The sequence below is a fragment of the Pseudomonas sp. MIACH genome, assembly GCF_001269925.1.
Lineage (GTDB): Bacteria > Pseudomonadota > Gammaproteobacteria > Pseudomonadales > Pseudomonadaceae > Aquipseudomonas.
Map to the genome: position 1 here is coordinate 37,445 of NZ_LHVO01000042.1, position 18,696 is coordinate 56,140.

Annotated in this window: 16 protein-coding genes; 5 read left to right on the forward strand and 11 right to left on the reverse strand. The window is 61.0% G+C overall.

Annotated elements, in window-relative coordinates:
- Positions 1–120: 120 nt before the first annotated feature.
- The gene (locus AD670_RS16250) at positions 121–1,764 is read left to right on the forward strand and encodes a GGDEF domain-containing protein (protein ID WP_053134315.1); all 1,644 of its coding nucleotides are present in this window, start codon (positions 121–123) and stop codon (positions 1,762–1,764) included.
- Between the two features lie 132 nt (positions 1,765–1,896).
- On the opposite strand, the gene AD670_RS16255 is transcribed toward AD670_RS16250, so the two are convergent.
- From AD670_RS16255 to AD670_RS16285, 7 genes are all read right to left on the reverse strand, one after another.
- Complete coding sequence (locus AD670_RS16255; protein ID WP_053134382.1) at positions 1,897–3,216, reverse strand: OprD family porin; 1,320 nt, start codon at positions 3,214–3,216, stop codon at positions 1,897–1,899.
- Between the two features lie 171 nt (positions 3,217–3,387).
- Positions 3,388–4,221 (reverse strand): phosphodiesterase, encoded by an 834-nt coding sequence (locus AD670_RS16260; protein ID WP_053134318.1) that lies wholly within the window; start codon positions 4,219–4,221, stop codon positions 3,388–3,390.
- 10 nt (positions 4,222–4,231) lie between these two features.
- Entirely contained in the window at positions 4,232–5,263 is a 1,032-nt protein-coding gene (locus tag AD670_RS16265) for an ABC transporter ATP-binding protein (protein WP_053134321.1), read from the reverse strand.
- Positions 5,260–6,054, reverse strand: a complete 795-nt coding sequence (locus AD670_RS16270) for an ABC transporter permease (protein WP_053134324.1) — start codon at positions 6,052–6,054, stop codon at positions 5,260–5,262. Before AD670_RS16270 ends, AD670_RS16265 begins: the two co-directional genes overlap by 4 nt.
- Positions 6,051–6,869, reverse strand: a complete 819-nt coding sequence (locus AD670_RS16275; protein WP_053134326.1) for an iron ABC transporter permease — start codon at positions 6,867–6,869, stop codon at positions 6,051–6,053. Before AD670_RS16275 ends, AD670_RS16270 begins: the two co-directional genes overlap by 4 nt.
- A complete protein-coding gene (locus tag AD670_RS16280) occupies positions 6,870–7,874 on the reverse strand; it encodes an ABC transporter substrate-binding protein (protein WP_053134330.1) in 1,005 nt (334 codons plus the stop codon).
- Complete coding sequence (locus tag AD670_RS16285) at positions 7,858–8,877, reverse strand: LacI family DNA-binding transcriptional regulator (protein ID WP_053134333.1); 1,020 nt, start codon at positions 8,875–8,877, stop codon at positions 7,858–7,860. The genes AD670_RS16280 and AD670_RS16285 overlap by 17 nt, the downstream gene beginning before the upstream one ends.
- A gap of 266 nt (positions 8,878–9,143) precedes the next feature.
- On the opposite strand from AD670_RS16285, the gene AD670_RS16290 reads away from it, so the two are divergent.
- From AD670_RS16290 to AD670_RS16305, 4 genes are all read left to right on the forward strand, one after another.
- Positions 9,144–10,241, forward strand: coding sequence for a carboxynorspermidine decarboxylase (locus tag AD670_RS16290; protein ID WP_027607243.1), 1,098 nt, complete (start codon positions 9,144–9,146; stop codon positions 10,239–10,241).
- A 28-nt stretch (positions 10,242–10,269) separates the two neighbouring features.
- Positions 10,270–11,514 carry a saccharopine dehydrogenase family protein gene (locus tag AD670_RS16295; protein ID WP_032889518.1) on the forward strand — a complete coding sequence of 415 codons (1,245 nt, stop codon included), beginning with the start codon at positions 10,270–10,272 and terminating at the stop codon, positions 11,512–11,514.
- 594 nt (positions 11,515–12,108) lie between these two features.
- On the forward strand, positions 12,109–12,873 hold the full coding sequence (mddA, locus tag AD670_RS16300) for a methanethiol S-methyltransferase (RefSeq protein ID WP_156338252.1): 765 nt from the start codon (positions 12,109–12,111) through the stop codon (positions 12,871–12,873).
- Between the two features lie 535 nt (positions 12,874–13,408).
- Positions 13,409–13,648, forward strand: coding sequence for a DUF6124 family protein (locus AD670_RS16305; protein ID WP_053134339.1), 240 nt, complete (start codon positions 13,409–13,411; stop codon positions 13,646–13,648).
- Between the two features lie 37 nt (positions 13,649–13,685).
- Here AD670_RS16305 and glsB read toward each other — a convergent pair whose 3' ends face one another.
- From glsB to AD670_RS16325, 4 genes are all read right to left on the reverse strand, one after another.
- Positions 13,686–14,594 (reverse strand): glutaminase B, encoded by a 909-nt coding sequence (gene glsB / locus AD670_RS16310; protein WP_027607252.1) that lies wholly within the window; start codon positions 14,592–14,594, stop codon positions 13,686–13,688.
- Between the two features lie 55 nt (positions 14,595–14,649).
- Positions 14,650–14,994: a hypothetical protein gene (locus AD670_RS16315; protein WP_053134342.1), complete on the reverse strand. Its 345-nt coding sequence runs from the start codon at positions 14,992–14,994 to the stop codon at positions 14,650–14,652.
- A 107-nt stretch (positions 14,995–15,101) separates the two neighbouring features.
- Positions 15,102–18,071, reverse strand: coding sequence for an amino acid adenylation domain-containing protein (locus tag AD670_RS16320; protein ID WP_053134346.1), 2,970 nt, complete (start codon positions 18,069–18,071; stop codon positions 15,102–15,104).
- Between the two features lie 154 nt (positions 18,072–18,225).
- Positions 18,226–18,636, reverse strand: coding sequence for a hypothetical protein (locus AD670_RS16325; protein WP_053134349.1), 411 nt, complete (start codon positions 18,634–18,636; stop codon positions 18,226–18,228).
- Positions 18,637–18,696: the final 60 nt, after the last annotated feature.

An 18,696-nucleotide genomic window follows, 5' to 3' on the forward strand; every position in this document is an offset into this window, starting at 1 on the left:
TATTCCAGACGATCACAAAATTTTCTCATGTTGATAGCCCTGATCAGGTCAACCCACCGCTGGTCGCGGCCTATCTATTACGCATACCATGGCCCGAAATAACCCTTCAAATGAGCACTCATGATCAAAGCCAGCCTGCGTAGTCACCTGACCCTGTGGTTTGCCGGGTTATCGCTGCTCATCTTGATGGGCGTGGGTTTTTACGTGGGGCACATCGCCACTGAGCAGATGAAACAGGCCAGTGGCAACACGCTGTTGAGCACTGCGCGCTCGACGGCGGCACTGTTGGCTGTGCAATTGCGCGAACGGCAGTTGGAAGTGTCCTTGCTCAGCAAGGCCCCGCTGTTTCGCCGTGGTGACCTGGATGCGCCGGATATCCTGGCCTTGATGGAACTGCGCACGCAATCGCGCGCCGAGTACGCGTGGATGGGGGTTGCCGACGCCGAGGGGCGTGTGCGCCAGGCGGTCAACGGGCTGCTGGTCAACCAATCGGTGCAGCAACGCCCCTGGTTCCAGGCCGGCCTGCGCGGCGAGTACACCGGCGATCCCCACGAGGCGGTGTTGCTGGCCAAACTGCTGCCCGGCGCGGCGAATGGCGAGCCGCTGCGCTTTATCGACTTTGCCGCACCGATTCACAATGCCCGTGGCGAGACGATCGGCGTGCTGGGCGCTCATGCCCACTGGCGCTGGGTGACACAGATCGTCGATTCCGCCGTAACGCAAAAAGACGCCATACCCAACGTTGAAGCGCTGATTGTCGACTTCGATGGCAAGGTGCTCTACCCCGAAGTCCTCGCCGGTGAGCAAATGCCTAAGGACAAACTGGTGACGCCAACCGGTTGGTTCACAGGCAACGGCTACGTCACCGCCTCGGTCGCCGTGCCCAGCCCGTCCAACGCGCGGGTGAGCTGGTACATCATGGTGCGCCAGCCGCTGGACGTGGCCCTGCAACCGGCGCGCAGCCTGCTGGACAAATTGCTGGTGCTCGGGCTGCTGGCCGCGATCAGCTTTGTCGTGGCCGCGTATTACCTTGCCTCATCACTCAGCCGTCCCATCGAGCGCCTGGCCAGGTCCGCCAAACAGGTGCAGGACCATCAGCCCGGCGCGGTCTTTCCCCAGGAACACCCGGTGCTGGAGATCGCCCAACTGGGGCAATCGCTCACCGGCATGATGCACTCGCTGCTCGCCAAGGAACGCGAACTGCAAGAAGCCAACGCGTCCCTGGAAGCTACCGTGGCGCAACGCACCGCCGACCTCACCCAGGCCAACGCCGACCTGCTCAAGCTGGCCACCCACGACGCCCTCACCGGCGTGTTCAACCGGCGCCGCTTCGACGAGAAACTCGCCGAAAACAGCCTGTTGTTCCAGCGTACCGGCCGCACCTTTGCCCTGCTGCTGATCGATGCCGACTACTTCAAGCGCGTCAACGACACCTACGGCCACGCCGTTGGCGATGATGTGCTGTGCCAACTCGCGGCACTGATAGAAAACACCACGCGCGCCACCGACTTCGTCGCGCGTTATGGCGGGGAAGAATTCGCCGTGCTGCTGCCGGAAGTCGAAGAGCCGGACAGCCCCGACGTGGTCGCCGAAAAAATCCGCGCGGCCGTGGCGGCCGCGAAGTTCCCGACCGTGGGCCAGGTCACGGTGAGTATCGGCGTGGGCGTGGCAGAGCCTTCTGACCGCGACTCCCTGGCATTGCTCAAGCGCGCGGACATGCGCTTGTATGAGGCCAAGGGCGCGGGCAGGAACCGGGTGGCGTGAGCAAGCCCCCCTGTAGGAGCGAGCTTGCTCGCGAAGAACCCAAGGACACCGCTGGCATTCTGAACAGGCGCGTTATCGTTGACGTTTTTCGCGAGCAAGCTCGCTCCTACAGAGGTGAGGGGCTCAGCGGTGCTACATCAACGGAATCGAATAACTCACAAACACCCGATTCTGGTCCTGGTCCCGCGCTACTTCACTGCGTGACACGCCGTTACGCCAGCCGAACCCGACGTTCTTGAATGTGCCGCTCTGCACCACGTAATCCAACGAGATGTCGCGCTCCCACTCGCTGGCGTCGTTGCCGCTGGTGGTAAGGATGTGCTCGCCCTTGAGGTACATCACCGAGGCCTTCAGGCCGGGTACACCCAGCGACGCGAAGTCGTAGGCGTACTGGGCGAAGGCGGTGCGTTCGCCGGCCTGGATGAAGGTCTGCACGGTGCGGTCGGTGTAGAGGTACAGGCTGGCACCGCCCTCGCCTTTGTTCACCAGGCCGCCCTGGTTGAGTTGGGCGAAGTTGCTGTCGTCCGAGACTTGCTGGTAGCCGGCGGTGATCGCGTGCGGGCCCAGGGAGTAGATGAACGCGGCGCTCCAGGTGTTGTTGTCGATTTCACCGTTACCGTTCTTGGTATAGCCGCCCAGCTTGTAGCCTTCGGCACGGCCGGCGGCGCTGCTGTTTTTACCGTCGGAGCTGGTCTTGAAGTAGCGCAGGTCGGTTTTCAATGAGCCGTATTCGCCCAACGGCAATACGTGGATCAACCCGGCGAAGTGTTGTTGGTAATAGTCTTCGAGGTTGGCGTAGTAGTACTGGACCATCAGGTCCTTGGTCAGTTGGTAGTCCGCACCGGCGTAGGTAAATTTATTGCTTTCCTGGGTACCGCCCGCCGCTGCCAGGCCACTGCGGTCGCTGGAGCCGCGACCGGTGGTGTGCTCAAGCTGGCCGCCGACCAGGGTCAGGTTGTCGATGTCCTTGCTGGTGACTTGCCCGCCTTCGAACGACTGCGGCAACAGGCGGCCGTCGTTGCTCACCAGGATCGGCAGGTTCGGGCGCAGGTAGCCGTAGCGCGCTTCGGTCTTGGCAAACCGCGCCTTGGCGGTGGCGCCGCCACGGGCCCAGTTGTCCGTGGCCTTGCCGTCTTCGGTGGGGATCATCGAGCTGCCGACATGGCGCGCGGCGCTGCTGTCGAGGGTCACGCCGAGAATGCCGATGGCGTCCAGGCCAAAGCCGACGGTGCCGTCGGTAAAGCCCGACTGGTAGTTGAGGATAAAGGCCTGGCCCCACTCTTCGGTCTTCGACGGTGCCGCCGTGCCGTCGCGGTTGTCGTTATTGAAGTAAAAGTTACGCATGCTCAAGTTGGCTTTGCTGTCGCTCAAAAAGTCAGCAGACGCCAAGGGGCTCAGGGCAATGCCCAGGCCGCCGGTCAATACACTTAATACATTCAACGTGGCTTTCATCAGGACGAACTCCGGCGCGGAATCCAAGTTCCGGGCGCAAAAAATGGGCAGCAGGATGCCGTCGGCCAAACGTGACGTTGGCCGCGGCGTTAACGGTTATTCAGTTGCCTAGTTGCTAAGTTACTCAGTTGCTTAGTTAGCTGGTTGAGTGAAGTGAAACCTCCGTAAACCTCAGTCAATCAATCCATGAGCGTCATAAAACGGATACGGCCCCGGGTAATCCCCGAACACGCCGTTGTGGCTGATCAAGCCGTGTTGCGCATCCCAGCGATGCAACAAATACCCCGCCGGTTCCAGGTTGAAATGCGCGGGCGCGGCGTCTTGCAGGTCCAGCACAATCTGATGGGAGGTGCCGGGGCACACACAACTCAAGCTGCCGCCAAAGCGTCGCTGCATCGGCCGGTGCAGGTGCCCGCACAGCAGGCGTTCCACTTGCGGATGGCGAGACACAACTGCTTCCAGCGCCGCAGCGTTGATAAAGGGTTCGCGGTCCATATGGCCGATGCCGCTGATAAACGGCGGATGGTGCAGGATCAGCAACGTCGGCGCGTCCGGGCGTCGTGCCAGTTGCGCGTCCAACCAGTGCAGTTGGCTGTCCAGTAGCTGGCCGCCGTGCCCACCCGGAATAGTCGAGTCCAGGCCGATCAAGCGCAGCGGATGCTCGTCCACCACCCAGTCCAACGGCCCCTCTGCCGACGACGGCAAATAGGCGTGATCACGGAATGCTTCGAGCAACGGCCCGCGCGTGTCGTGGTTGCCGGGCACCAGGTAGCACGGCATGTGCAGGCGCGCGAGTTCGGGGTGCAGCACGGCGTATTCATCGGCGCGACCGAAGTCCACCAGGTCACCGCTGACCACCACGATATCGGGCCGAGGCTTACTGGCGTTCAAATGGTCGACGGCACAGCGCAGCGCGCCCAAGGTATCGACCACCCCATACGTCAGGCGCTGGCCGGCTTTAAGGTGCAGGTCGCTGATTTGCGCAACAAGAAACGGACGGTTCACAAGCAAATTCTCAAGCATTCAGGGTGAACAACATGTGCGGTGCGATTGCCAGGGCAATGGGCGCGCCGACGGCGTACAGGTGGTTGTCGCTGCTGTCCACCAGCAGCGGTTGCGGGCCGCCCACGTCCACCAGCAGGCGGCTTTGGGCGCCCTGGAAAAACTGCGCCAATAGATGGCCGTGCAAGTGCCCTTCGCTCTCCATCACCCGCAGGTGTTCGGGGCGGCAGTACACCGTGTTGGGCACGTCGGCGGCCTGCCACGGCAACTCGCCGCCGCAGACTTTCAGGCCATGGGCTGTTCGCGAGCTGACGGCAAAGGCATTCAGGTTGCCGACAAAACCGGCGACGAACGCATTGGCCGGTTTCTGGTAGATCTCCCGTGGGCTGGCCAGTTGCGCGACGCGGCCGTGCTCCATCACCAGGATACGATCGCCCAGGGCCATGGCTTCGCCCTGATCGTGGGTGACAAATACCGAGGTGATACCGAGGCTGCGCAGCAGCTCATTCAGCTCGCTGCGCAAGCGCTCACGCAATTGCGCATCCAGGGCGGCCAGCGGTTCGTCCAGCAACAGCACTTTAGGGCGCGGCGCCAAGGCGCGGGCCAAGGCCACGCGTTGACGCTGACCACCGGACAATTCATGGATGCTGCGCTTGCCATGCTGTTGCAAGCCGACCAGCTCCAGCAGTTCCTCGCAGCGCTTGTTCCGCGCAAGCGGCGCCATGCCGCGAATCTTCAAGCCGTAGACGATATTGCCGGCCACGTCGAGGTTGGGAAACAGCGCGTAGTTCTGGAACACCATGCCCACGTCGCGGCGCTCGATGGGCAGGCGGGTGACGTCGTCGGTGCCGAAAAAAACCTGGCCCACATCCGGGCGTTCCAGGCCGGCAATCAGGCGCAAGGTGGTGGTCTTGCCGCAGCCGGACGGGCCGAGGATCGCCAGGGTTTCACCGCCTTCTACGGTCAGGTTCAAGTCATGCACAGCCACGGTGCCGTCGGCGAACGCCTTGCGACAGCCTTGCAGGCGAATAGTGATAGCGGTCATCGACGCTCTCCACGGGACAAACGAGCGCTGATGGCCTGCAACGCAATCAGCAGCGGCACGATCATCAGCAAAAAGATAAGGGTGTAGGCGCTGGCGATTTCCAGGCGCGCCGAGGCGTAGCTGTCGGCCAGGCCCACGGGCAATGTCTTGGTCATCGGTGTGTGGAGCATCCAGGTCAGGTTGAATTCGCCCAACGACAAGGTCACCACCATCAGCACGCCAGCCAGAATCCCCGCCCGGCAGTTGGGCACCACCACGCTGAAAAAGCGCTTGATCGGCCCGGCGCCCAGACTGGCCGCCGCCTCTTCCAGCACCGGCAGTTGCTGGCGTTGCATCACCGCCATCACCGGACGTACCAGGAACGGCAAGGTGAACAACACATGGCCGACCAGGATGAACAACCAGCTGCTGCGAAACGTGCCGAACTGGCCGTAGGTGAGCAGCAACGCCAGCGCACTGGCCAGCCCCGGCATCGCCACCGGCAGCACCATCAGTTCTTCGAAGGCACGGCTGAAGCGGTTGTTCATGCACACCAGCGCATAGGCCGCCGGCACGCCGATCACGCAGACACACACCGCGCACGCCAGCGCCAATTGCAACGACAGCCATACGGTGGGCGAATAGGCCTGCCAGACCTGGATCAACCAGTCGAAGGTCAGGCCGCTGGACACGCCGACGAAGAAATTGCGCGTCAACCCGGCCAGCAATGACATCAGCACCGGCACCAACATGAACGCGCACACCAGCAAGGTGAACAGCAGTTGCATCACAAACAGCGATGAGCGTTTCACAAGACAGTCCCCGCATTTTTCACCAGGCGTCGCGTGAGCAATAACACCGCCCAGGTCACCGCGCCGAGCACCACCGACAACGCGGCGGCGACGGCAAAGTTGGCGTAGTTGGTGAATACATTGTAGATCGCCACTGGCGTCACATTCAGGCGCGTGCCCAAGGTGAACGCGGTGCCGAAGGCGCCCATGGACGTGGCGAAGCAGATCGCGCCGCAGGACGCCAACGCCGGCGCCAGGCCCGGCACGATCACGTCGCAGACCACCCGCCAGTGCCCTGCTCCCAGCGAATGCGCGGCTTCTTCCAGGCTGCGGTCGAGGCTTTCGCACGCAGCCATCACCGTGAGGATCACCCGCGGAATCGAGAAGTACAGGTAACCGACAAACAGCCCGGCCAGCGAGTAGGCAAAAATCCAGCGCTCACCGGCCAATTGCAGGCCCAGGGACGCCAGCAGCCCCTGGCGCCCAGCCAACAGGATCACCAGGAAGCCCACCACCACCCCGGGAAACGCCAGGGGAAACGTGAGCAACGCCACCAACGCCGAGCGCCCGAAAAACTGCTGGCGCGCAAGAAACACGCCGCTGATGCCACCGATCAACAACGCGGTGAACGTCACCACGATGGCCAGCACGCAGGTCTGCGCCAGGCTGCCCAGGTACTGCGCGCTGCTGAGCACCTGCCAATAGCCGCTGCCGTGGCTGTCGCGGCTGTCGGCGCCGAGCACCATCAAGTGCGCCAGCGGCAGCAGCCAGAACGCGAACAGCACCGCAAAGGCCGGGGCCAGCGCCCAGGCCGCCTGTTTTGCCGATGCAGCCACTTACTTGACCTCGTTCAGGTAACGGGCGGCGAAGGCTTCCTGCACAGCGGCCATTTTCTGATAGTCCACCACACCGGCGCGGGCGTAATCGCTGTCGGGCAGGAACTGCGCGGCGACGTCGGCCGGCATGGTCACCGGGCGTACGGGGCGCAAGTACGCCTTGGCCCAGAGTGCCTGGCCTTGGTCCGACAGCACGAAGTCCAGCACCTTCTCGCCATTGGCGCGGTGCGGCGCGTTGGCCACCAGGCTCATCACATAAGGCACGCTGATGCTGCCTTCCTTGGGGATCACGAAGGCGACGTTAGCGTTGTCTTTGTAGCGGGCGCGGTAGGCGTTGAAGTCGTAGTCCACCAGGATCGGCAACTCGCCGGACAGCACCCGCGCATAAGCGGTCTGCTTGGGCACGATGGGCGCGTTTTTCGCCAGTTTCTGGAAGTAGTCGATGGCCGGGGCGAAGTTGTCCAGGTCGCCGCCCATTGCGCGGTTGATCGCCACGGCAGAGACGTAACCGACGAAGGCGCTGGACGGGTCCAGGTAGCCGACCATGCCTTTGTATTGCGGCTTGAGCAGGTCGGCCCAGCTTTGCGGCACCGGCAGGCCACCCAATGCATCGACGTTGACCATGATGCCCAAGGTGCCGGAATGGATCGCAAACCACTGGCCGGCGGGGTCTTTCAACCCGGCGGGAATCTGTTCCCAGCCCTTGGGTTTGTAGCCATCGACCACGCCGGCCTTTTGCGCCTGCAAGCCGAAGGTCACGCCGTAATACACCACGTCCGCGACCGGCGCGGCCTTTTCGGCCACCAGTTGCGCCAGGGACTGGCCGGAGTTCTTGTTGTCCAGCGGCACCTGCACACCGGTGCTGGCAGCGATGGCCTTGAGCTGGGTGCCCCAGTCGGCCCAATCCGGCGGGCAGTTGTAGCAAATCGCGGTGTCGGCGGCCTGGGCCAGGCTGGCCATACCGCACAGCAGCACGGCTGCCAGGGTTTTACTGAATGCGCGCATCAAGGGACTCCTCAAACGGTTGGGTACTTTCGCCCGGCCGGATATGGCAAGGCAGGCAATGGGAAACCGGGTCATTCCCGGCGATCTGCGCCAGCAGTTGGTCAATCACCGTGCTGGCCAGCAGCGCGATGGGCTGCACCACGCTGCACAGGGTCGGGTGCATCTGGGTGCCGAGGGCGATGCCGTCAAAGCCCATCACCGACAACTGCCCGGGTACATTCCAGGCATTGCGGCGCAGCTCGGCGATCAAGCTGATGGCCAGGAAATCGTTGGAGCACACCAGCGCGCTGGGGGCGTCGGGGCCGTTGAGGTACGGCTCGATGGCGGCGAATTCGGCCTGGGTATGCGCGGGCATTTCGATCACCGCGCGGCTGTTGAGGCCGTATTCCTTCATCGCGTCGCAGTAACCGGCATAGCGCAGGCGTGCGCGGTCGGACTGCAAGGCGGGGCCGGCGACCATGCTGATGCGTCGATGACCGGCCTCCAGCAGGTAGCGCGTGGCCAAGGCCATGCCCGCGCGGTTGTCCACCGACACGGCGCTGTAGTTGGGGTTGCTCGGTTGGTGATAGGCCAGCACGAACGGGGTTTGTTCGGTATTCAGGCTGCTGAGCACGCTGTTGCTTTCGGCATCGGTGACCGTCAGCACCAGGCCATCGACGCGCTGGCGCAGCAGTTCTTCCACTACGATGTACTCGCGCTCGCTGCTGTAGTCGGTGGTCGCCAGCACCAGGCTGTAGCCACGCAAGCGTGCGGCACGCTCCATGGCCTGGAACTGCTCGGCGAACACCGGGTTGAGCAGGTTGGGCACTACCACGCCGATCAACTGGGTGGTTTGCAGGCGCAGTTGGCGGCCGAGCAGGTTGGGCCGAAACCCCAACTCACGGGCGGCGGCGAACACCTGCTCACGGGTCGCCGGGCGCACCTGGTCGGGGGAGGCAAAAGTGCGGGCGGCGGTAGCGCGGGATACTCCGGCCAGTCGCGCGACGTCTTTCAGGTCAGTCATGTTTACTCGCTTGAGATCGATCTCATTGGCGAGGACAGTAACGGCGGAATGTGGCAGGAAGGTGGTGGGAAGATGACGGTTTGATGGCAATGCAACAAAGTCACATAGGCCAAAATGTGGGACGGTGCATATCCTTAGATAGTCATACTCCGGGGCTATGCTTGAAAAACCGGCGTGCGAAATCCGCCGGCTAACCTTTCGATTCGATCCAAGTGCGGGCACAATGCGTGTCCTTTTTTGGCAGGCACCGCCGCAGGCTCTCAAAAATGATCAAAACGCCGTACTACCTCATCGATAAACAGAAGCTTCTGGTCAACATGCAGAAGATTGCTTACGTGCGCGAGCAGTCCGGCGCCAAGGCCCTGCTGGCGCTCAAGTGCTTTGCCACCTGGTCGGTGTTCGACCTGATGCAGGAATACATGGACGGCACCACCTCGTCGTCGCTGTATGAGTTGAAGCTCGGTCGCCAGAAGTTCGAAGGTGAGGCGCACGCCTACAGCGTGGCCTGGGCTGATGATGAAATCGAAGAGATGCTCGATAACTGCGACAAGATCATCTTCAACTCCATCAGCCAGCTGCAGCGTTTTGCCGAACGCAGCGAAGGCAAGACCCGCGGCCTGCGCGTCAACCCGCAGGTGAGCAGCTCCGACTACCTGCTGGCCGACCCGGCGCGTCCGTTCAGCCGCCTGGGCGAATGGGACCCGGTGAAGATCGAAGGCGTGATCGAACAGATCTCCGGCTTCATGTTCCACAACAACTGCGAGAACGGCGACTTCAACCTGTTCGACCAGATGCTGAACACCATCGAAGAACGCTTCGGCGCGCTGCTGCATAAGGTCAACTGGGTCAGCCTCGGCGGCGGCATCCACTTCACCGGTGAAGGCTATGCCATCGACGCCTTTTGCCAGCGCCTCAAGGCGTTCTCGCAGAAGTACGACGTGCAGGTCTACCTGGAACCCGGCGAAGCGGCGATCACCAACAGTGCCTCCCTGGAAGTCACCGTGCTCGACACCCTCTACAACGGCAAAAACCTCGCCGTCGTGGACAGCTCCATCGAAGCCCACCTGCTGGACCTGCTGATCTATCGCCTCAACGCCAAGCTGGCGCCAAGCGAGGGTGAACACACCTACATGGTCTGCGGCAAATCCTGCCTGGCCGGGGACATCTTCGGCGAGTATCAATTTGATCGTCCGCTGGCCATCGGCGATCGGCTGTCGTTCATCGACACCGCGGGCTACACCATGGTCAAGAAAAATTGGTTCAACGGCCTGAAAATGCCGTCCATCGTAGTGAAACAACTCGACGGTACAGTCGAAGTGGTTCGTGAATTTGGTTACGACGACTACCTGTCCAGCCTTTCGTAAGCTGGCGGATATAGGAGAAATAAAGCAATTGAAAAAGAACGTTCTTATCATTGGTGCAGGAGGTGTCGCCAAGGTGGTGGCCCACAAGTGCGCGCAGCACAACGACGAACTCGGTCGTATTGCTATCGCGTCGCGCAACATCTCCAAATGCCAGGCCATCATCGACAGCGTCAAGGCCAAGGGTAGCCTCAAGGTTCCCGCCGACATCCAGGCCTTCGCGCTGAACGCCCTGGACGTGGAAGCGACCAAGGCCCTGATCCGCGAGACCGAATCGCAGATCGTCATCAACGTGGGTTCCGCGTTCCTCAACATGTCGGTACTGCGTGCCTGCATCGACACGGGCGTTGCGTACCTCGACACCGCCATCCACGAAGAGCCGGGCAAGGTCTGCGAGACCCCGCCGTGGTACGGCAACTACGAATGGAACCACCTGGAAGAGTGCAAACAGAAGAACATCACCGCCATCCTTGGCGTGGGCTTCGACCCGGGTGTGGTCAACGCGTATGCCGCGCTGGCGCAGCAACAGCATTTCGACCGCATTGATTCGATCGACATCCTCGACGTCAATGCCGGCTCCCATGGCAAATACTTCGCCACCAATTTCGATCCGGAAATCAACTTCCGCGAATTCACCGGGCAGGTGTGGAGCTGGCAGAACAGCCAGTGGACCAGCAACACCATGTTCGAAGTCAAACGCACCGACGACCTGCCGGTCGTGGGTTCGCAGAACCTCTACCTCACCGGCCACGATGAAGTGCACTCGCTGTCGAAAAACCTCGACGTGCCCAACGTGCGTTTCTGGATGAGCTTCGGCGAACACTACATCAACGTGTTCACCGTGCTGAAAAACCTCGGCCTGCTCTCCGAGAAGCCGGTCACCACCGCCGAAGGCCTGGAAGTGGTGCCGTTGAAAGTGGTCAAGGCCGTGCTGCCCGACCCGTCTTCGCTCGCCCCGGGCTACACCGGCAAGACCTGCATCGGCGACCTGGTCAAAGGCACCAAGGATGGCCAGCCGCGTGAGATGTTCATCTACAACGTGGCGGATCACGAAGAAGCCTACGTTGAAACCGACAGCCAGGGCATCTCCTACACCGCAGGCGTTCCACCGGTAGCCGCCGCGCTGCTGGTCGCCCGTGGCGAGTGGGATGTGAAACACATGGCCAACGTCGAGGAACTGCCGGCGGAGCCGTTCCTCAAGGCGCTGGACGTGATGGGCCTGCCGACTCGGATCAAGGACGAGCACGGTGATCGAGCCTGGGATGCAATTGCCTGATAGGCGATAGCTGACCGAACAAAAAAATGCGCCCTCAGGGGCGCATTTTTTGTTTGGGCGGATACCTATTTCCAAGACACTGAAAATTCAATGTGGGAGGGGGCTACACCCCGATAAGCATGGGTATCTACACAACTTTTCAAACCCTGAAAAATCCCCCTGTGGCGAGCGGGCTTGTCCCGCGTTGGGCTGCGCAGCAGCCCCAAAACCAGGCACAGAGGAGTGCCTGATACACCGCATTCGTCTTCATCAGGGGCGCTTCGCCCCCCAACGCGGGCGGTGCGACGATTCGACAAGCCCGCTCGCCACAACTGCCCTATCTGCCGGGCGTTCAGCGTTGAACCAACGTTGTGTAGACACCTATGCCCCGATGAGGGCCCCTTGCTGCCCTGCATACACCCAGGTCCGGAACAGCTTCGGGAAATGCCGTATGACTTGCCGAATCAGCCCACTATCAGCTGAATCCTACTGCCCGCAACGCTAAGAGCTGTCCATTCTCCCCGCTTACCGCGCACGCAAAACCCGCTAGGCTTAGCCACGAAACGGCTGACCTGCAGGTTTGCTGCCCATTCACCCAGTGGGAAAGGCATGCTCATGCACCTCGACAATAACCGCACCGCCCGTGCCATCGGACTGGTGTACAGCGCCTGCTGTTACGTGGTGTTCCTCATCACGTGCTTATATTTGATCGGCTTCGTCGGCAGCGTGGCGGTGCCCAAGAACATCAACGATGGCCCCCTCCTCGCGTGGCCAATCGCCGTGCTGATCAACTGCGCACTGATCCTGCTGTTCGGCGTCCAGCACACGGTCATGGCGCGTAAAGGCTTCAAACAGTGGCTGGCGGCATTCATGCCTGCGCCAGTTGAACGCTCCACGTATGTAATGCTCAGCAGCCTGGTGCTCGGGTTGATCTTCTGGCTATGGCAACCCATCACGCTTACGGTGTGGGAGGTCGAAGAGACCTGGGCCAAGGCCCTGTTGATCGGCTTGTTCTGGATGGGCTGGGGCATTGCGCTACTGTCGACCTTTCTGATCAATCACTTCGAGCTGTTCGGACTCAAGCAAGCCATCGACCGTTGGCGCAAAACCACACCACAGGCGCCAGTATTCAGGACTCCGCTGTTTTACAGGATCGTGCGCCACCCGCTGTACCTGGGCTTCCTGATCGCCTTTTGGGCAACGCCGTACATGACGGCCGGGCACCTGTTGTTTGCGACAGGGATGACGGTTTACCTCTTCATTGGCGCCAGCTTTGAAGAAAAGGATCTGGTGGCGTTGTTCGGTGAGCGGTATCGGCGGTACCAGCAGGAGGTGGGCATGATTTTGCCAGGGTCGAAGACGCGCAAAAAAGGACGCTGAATAGCCGTTTGTGGCGAGGGAGGCCCCACTACCTCTTCGACTTAGCGCTGTCGCGCAGCAAACTGGGACCTCTGTGGCGAGCGGGTTTGTCCCGCGTTGGGGTGCGAAGCGCCCCTGATGAAGACGAATGCGGTGTATCAGGCACTCCTCTGCGCCTGGTTTTGGGGCTGCTGCGCAGCCCAACGCGGGACAAGCCCGCTCGCCACAGGATGTAGCGTCTGGCCATGAGGTCCCTAGGACTTATCCCACGACTGTTTCAGGTTGTCGCTCGGAACGTCGCTGATTAACCTCTCCGCCGTCGCTGCCAATTCAGCGACCGGATTTGACCGTCCGGCCTTGTTAACGAACTGCTACGCCCTGCACCTATCCCAGGCGTTTTTTTTGTGCCTGAGGTATCGTGTCGCGGCAGTTGTGCGCGGGATACTTTCGGGTATGCCGGGTTCGTTGACAACCGGTCGGTCAACCCGCGTACAGCTGCCACCCTCTTCGTTTGACCGCGAACGCTGGCGGCTCCACTTGTCGACGGAGCTTCACCATGATTAAAGACACCCCCAATCCCCCAGAAAAACTCTTCACCGTGCGCCCCGACCTGGGCACGGAAACCCTGCTGGTCAACGCGTCCCAGGACCTATCCTCCATCACCGACATCGCCACTCACCTGGCCTTTGAAGTCGACGGTACGCAACGCAATGTAGCGTTGGGCATCTGCCGAATGCTGGAAGGTGTGCAATTGTTGGTGGACAAAGCATTGGATGACGCCCATCCAGCGGCATGACACTCAGATGATCGTTCCCACGCGCGTGGGAACGATCTCAAAACACCGACCACCCAATCCGCTCACTCAACAACTCCAACGCCTTGATCCCCGCCAGCGAGTTCCCCGCCGCGTTCAACTCCGGCGACCACACGCACACGGTAAATTGCCCCGGCACCACCGCGACAATCCCGCCGCCTACCCCGCTCTTGCCCGGCAAGCCCACGCGGTAGGCAAAGTTGCCCGCCTCGTCATACAGCCCGCTGGTGGCCATGATCGAGTTAACTTGCTTGGTCTGCCGCGCGGTGAGGATCTGTTCGCCGCTGTGGGCACTCGTGCCCTCGTTGGCGAGGAAGCTGAACGCCTTGGCCAAGTCCAGGCAGCTCATCTGCAGGGCGCAGTAGTTGAAGTAGCTGTGCAACACCGCGTCCACATCGTTGTGGAAGTTGCCGAAGGATTTCATCAGGTAGGCCATGGCCGCATTGCGCGCGCCGTGCTGGGCTTCGGAGTCGGCGACGACGCTGTTGACCAGGATTTGCGGGTTGCCCGACAGGCGCCGCACGAAGTCGCGCATCGACAGGATCGGCACGGCAAAGCGTGATTGGTTGATGTCGCAGATCACCAGCGCGCCGGCATTGATGAAGGGGTTACGCGGGCGGCCGCGTTCGAATTCCAGTTGCACCAACGAGTTGAACGGCTGCCCCGAAGGCTCGTGGCCCAGGCGTTCCCAGATGGTTTCGCCGCCGTGGTCGATGGCCTGCACCAGGCTGAACACCTTGGAAATGCTTTGCACCGAGAACAGCGTATCGGCGTCACCGGCGCGGTAGGCCGAGCCGTCATTGCCGTACACCGCAATACCCAGTTGGTTGGCCGGTACATCGGCCAGCGCGGGAATGTAGTCGGCAACTTTGCCGAGGCCGATCAGGGGGCGCACTTCGTCGAGGATCGACTCCAGCAGCGCCTGCATGTCTTGTCCTGTCATCTGTCTTTGAATCAGTGGAAAGCGGGGTGCGGAGGATACTTCAATGGGCGCGGAAGCCCCACACAATCTCCACCACCCGCTCGGCCACCACCAGATAAACCAGGATCAGCAACAGTTGCAATGCCAGGTGATAACGCAGCTTGGCCAGCCGACGAATGCCATCGCTGACGTTCAACAGCATCAGCACTGTCGACAGAAGGATCAGCCCCCACCCTGCCACGCTGGAGGCAAACACCCCGATAAACAGGTCCTGCTGCCCCACGAGGGTATTGGTGCCCGCCGCAAACAACAGCGCACACACCAGCAGGTTTTTGACGTTGTCGAAAATTTGCGTGCTCAGGTCGTTTTCCAGCAGGGCCACATACCGCTTCCATAACGTGCGCATGAGTCATTACCGGGTGGGGATCGCTCGTCAATCAAAGTAGTTCAATTGCCCTTGCACCGCGCGGCGACGGCAAAAAAAGGTCAAACCGACGGCACAGTGTGCGTGGACTAACGCCGTAAACGCTGCAAATAACGACCCAGCATATCGTCGGTAAATGGCACCGGACGAAGGCTGCTGTCTCTGAGAAATGCCTGGGTATTGCTGCGATCCCAGGCATAGTTGTGCTGATACAGTTCCAGAATGGTTTCGCCTTGGCACATGTCATCCTTGAACATTCCCAGCAAGGGATACAGCAAAGCGTCCCCATCGTTTTCCCACAGCGCCACCCAGCGCTTGAACGGTATGACTTCCAGCTTGCGCGCATAAATATGCGCCACCCGCGCACAGAACTGCTTCAGGTCGGGGTCGGTATGCAACGGTTGGCACAGGTTGAACTTTTTGCCCAAGGCGTCGGGCTGACGGGCGATGTGGGCAACAGCGCCAGCCATGTAGTCGACGGTGGTCAAGCCTTCGCGCATTTTACGCAGGTCCGGCATAGCGCCGTATTGGAGGCAGGTTTGAATGAACCGGCCCCACCATTGGTAATGGGCACACAGGCCGGTGCGACTGTGACAGGTGGCGTAGCCCAGGCGAAAGGTCATCAGTGGCAAGCCTTGCGCGCAGGCCAGGTCAGCGAGTTTTTCCATCACCCATTTGCTTTGCACGTAACCCAGGTCACGGCGGATCGCCGGCAAGTTTTCGTCGATATCATCAGCCTCATACACGCGGCGCTTTTGAGTAAAACGATGCCCCCAGCTGTAGATGGAGATGGTCGACATCAGCATCAATGCCTTGGTTTTGCCTGCACTGCAAAAGCTGAGAACGCGCCTTAGCCCCTCGACGTTATCGGTACGCAGGTAGGAGTAAGGCATGATGAAGTTAACCGCGCTGGCCGAATGCACCACCACGTCAACCGTTGCACACAGCCACTCATAAACGGTGGGGTCCAGCCCCAGTTTGGCCTGGGGCAAGTCACAGCGGTAGACCGTAACCCGCGCCCAGTCGCGCGCGGCAATCGGCACTTCGTATCGCTCGCTGATCTGCTGCAACCGCGCCAGCCCATCCGCCGGCTGTTCACAGCGCAGTGGGCAATGAATCGCAGCAGTACTGGTGGCCAGCAACCGCTCCAGCAAATGAATGCCGACAAACCCGGTGGCGCCGGTCAGCAGCATATGCGCGGGATCGGTAAGTTGGGCGGCGTCGAAGTCCCTGCGAAACTGTGTGCCAGGATCAAGGAACACATCGCGCTCGAATGCATTGCTCGTCTCACCTGTGTCGCTATCGGGCTCAGCCGTGCGGCGGCGCAACTCAGCGGCCAGGTCCTTGAAATGGATGTGCTCGTAGATGTCACGCACCGATACCCTCAGTCCTACCCGCTGGGAAAGCATTTTGGCGAGCAATGCAACGCGCAGCGAATGCCCACCCACCGCCATAAAGCTGTCATGCGCAGTGAAATTGCCGTGCCCCAGCAACTCGAACCAGGACTGCGCCAGGTCTTGTTCGGCACCTGGGGCAAAGCGCTCAAGCACCAGTGTGTCGGGCGGCTGGTGGTGCAGCAAATGCTGCAAGGCCGGTTTGTCGGTCTTGCCGTTGGCATTGCTGGGCAGCGCGTCCAGACACTGATAGTGCTCGGGCAACATATACTCGGGCAGATCCGCCTCCAGGCTACGGCGCAGGCTGGCAATCAGCTGTTGTGGATGAGTGTGCGGGTCGCGCCGCACCACAAACGCCACCAGCCGTTTGTCGGCTTGGGTGCCGCAGTCGTCCACCACCACGGCGGCGTTGTTGACCTGCGGCTCCTTAAGCAGGCGTGCCTCGATTTCACCCACCTCCACCCGGTAGCCGCGAATCTTCACCTGTCCGTCCATGCGGCCGAGGAACTCGAGACTGCCATCGTCCAACAATCGCCCCTGATCGCCGCTGCGGTACACCCGACAGCCGAGGGCCTCGCACTGGATAAAACGCTGTGCGGTGAGTTCGGGAGCATTCAGGTAACCCCGGGCCAGGCACGGTCCACCAATACACAACTCCCCCACCTCTCCCGCAGAAACAGGAAGCAGATACTCATTAAGGACGTAGATCGCGCAGCCGCCAATGGGCCAGCCAATGGACGCCGGTCGCCGCAAGCGTTTGTCAGGCACCACGCGGGACGTGACAAAAATGGTGGTTTCGGTAGGGCCATAGCAGTCCAGCAAGCAGTAGGACAAATGGTCCACCGCCACCGGATGCAGTTTCTCGCCACAGGTATAGAGATACTTGAGCTGCAGGCCAGCGGGTTGCCTGGCGTTGACCACGTCATAGATTTTCAGGGTGGGAACAAACCCATGGGTAATCCCATGCGTTGCACAGAAGTCCAGGAACGCGTCGCCGTCGAGCAGCGCCTGCTGGTCCAACACATACAGGCACGCGCCCGCCACCAGGTTGGACCAGACCTCCGCCTGGCACAGGTCGAAGCCCACGGCCGCCATCAAGGTCGAGCGGCTGGAGGCATCCAGTTGCAAGTGTTGATTGTGCTGCAACATCAACTCGATGACCGAGTGATGCTCGATGATCACCCCTTTAGAATCGCCGGTGGTGCCCGAGGTGAAGATCACATACATCGCGTCATCCCCCCGCACCTCGACGGCCTCGAACGTGGCGGCAGGAGGGGCCGCGAGCAAGCCATTGAGGGTCCGCACGTCACACGTCAATAGGGGCGCGGTGTCCTGATCATGGGTCGACAGCACCAGGCGCGCCTGGCACTGGCGGGCAATATAGTCCTTGCGATTGTGCGGAAGATTGCGGTCCAGGGGCACGAAGGCAGCGCCCGTCTTGACCACCGCCAGCAAGGCAATGAGCAATCGCGCGCTACGCTCGGTCTGTACGAGCACCAGATCGCCACGCCCCAGCCCCACGGATTGCATGTACGCCGCCACGTGAGTGCTGTATTCATCGAGTTGAGTGTAAGTGAGGTACTGAGTCCCCTCCACCACAGCCAGCCGCGAGGGGTTGACAGCGACCTGTCGCTCAAACGCACTCAAGACAGTGGGTGTAACCACTTTCAGGACTCCTTAATGTTCCTCCATGGCAACAAACTGTCTGCCCCATCGACCCTGTATTCTTTCCCAGGCCACACGAACCGGCACCTGTGGAAACTGACAGTTTTTTATATCAAGAGTGAATAAACTCAATGCCACGAGCGTTGTTCTATTGCTAGAAATGCGCCACATCCGACACCCGCTCATCCAGCACATCCCGCGCCAGTGCCCAGGCCTGGTCCTTGGACTCCACCACCAGCAACGGGTAGCCCCAGGCCTTGCTGAACATCACCGCGAACGGCTTGAGTGCCAGGCGTTTAGCGGCGCTGGGCTCAACTTGGATCATGCCTTTGACGAACATGCGCAGCGCCTGTTTGTTTTTCTTCATCCAGATCGACGCCTGCTTACGCTCTTCGTGGGAGTGCTCATGGTTGTTTTCATCCACGGATTTTTCGTGCAGCAACATAAAGGCCTGCTCCCTCGCCAATAGCCCTTCAAAGGCCAGGAAAGCATCCTCCGGCCCACCCTCGCTGGGCGCATCGAAGACGATTTTCACCACAGGGAACGTTGTACTGTCGAGTCGCATGGCAAAGCTCCTTAATGAGAGTGGATCTCAATATAAAGCTCGAACCCCTGGACGGCATTG

What these genes read in the sequence shown, in the direction of transcription:
- AD670_RS16265 (WP_053134321.1), bottom strand. Translation starts at nt 5,263, where the DNA reads ATGACCGCTATCACTATTCGCCTGCAAGGCTGTCGCAAGGCGTTCGCC.
- AD670_RS16315 (WP_053134342.1), bottom strand. Translation starts at nt 14,994, where the DNA reads ATGCGCACGTTATGGAAGCGGTATGTGGCCCTGCTGGAAAACGACCTG.
- glsB (WP_027607252.1), bottom strand. Translation starts at nt 14,594, where the DNA reads ATGCAGGCGCTGCTGGAGTCGATCCTCGACGAAGTGCGCCCCCTGATC.
- AD670_RS16250 (WP_053134315.1), top strand. Translation starts at nt 121, where the DNA reads ATGATCAAAGCCAGCCTGCGTAGTCACCTGACCCTGTGGTTTGCCGGG.
- AD670_RS16285 (WP_053134333.1), bottom strand. Translation starts at nt 8,877, where the DNA reads ATGACTGACCTGAAAGACGTCGCGCGACTGGCCGGAGTATCCCGCGCT.
- AD670_RS16255 (WP_053134382.1), bottom strand. Translation starts at nt 3,216, where the DNA reads ATGAAAGCCACGTTGAATGTATTAAGTGTATTGACCGGCGGCCTGGGC.
- mddA (WP_156338252.1), top strand. Translation starts at nt 12,109, where the DNA reads ATGCACCTCGACAATAACCGCACCGCCCGTGCCATCGGACTGGTGTAC.
- AD670_RS16290 (WP_027607243.1), top strand. Translation starts at nt 9,144, where the DNA reads ATGATCAAAACGCCGTACTACCTCATCGATAAACAGAAGCTTCTGGTC.
- AD670_RS16325 (WP_053134349.1), bottom strand. Translation starts at nt 18,636, where the DNA reads ATGCGACTCGACAGTACAACGTTCCCTGTGGTGAAAATCGTCTTCGAT.
- AD670_RS16305 (WP_053134339.1), top strand. Translation starts at nt 13,409, where the DNA reads ATGATTAAAGACACCCCCAATCCCCCAGAAAAACTCTTCACCGTGCGC.
- AD670_RS16280 (WP_053134330.1), bottom strand. Translation starts at nt 7,874, where the DNA reads ATGCGCGCATTCAGTAAAACCCTGGCAGCCGTGCTGCTGTGCGGTATG.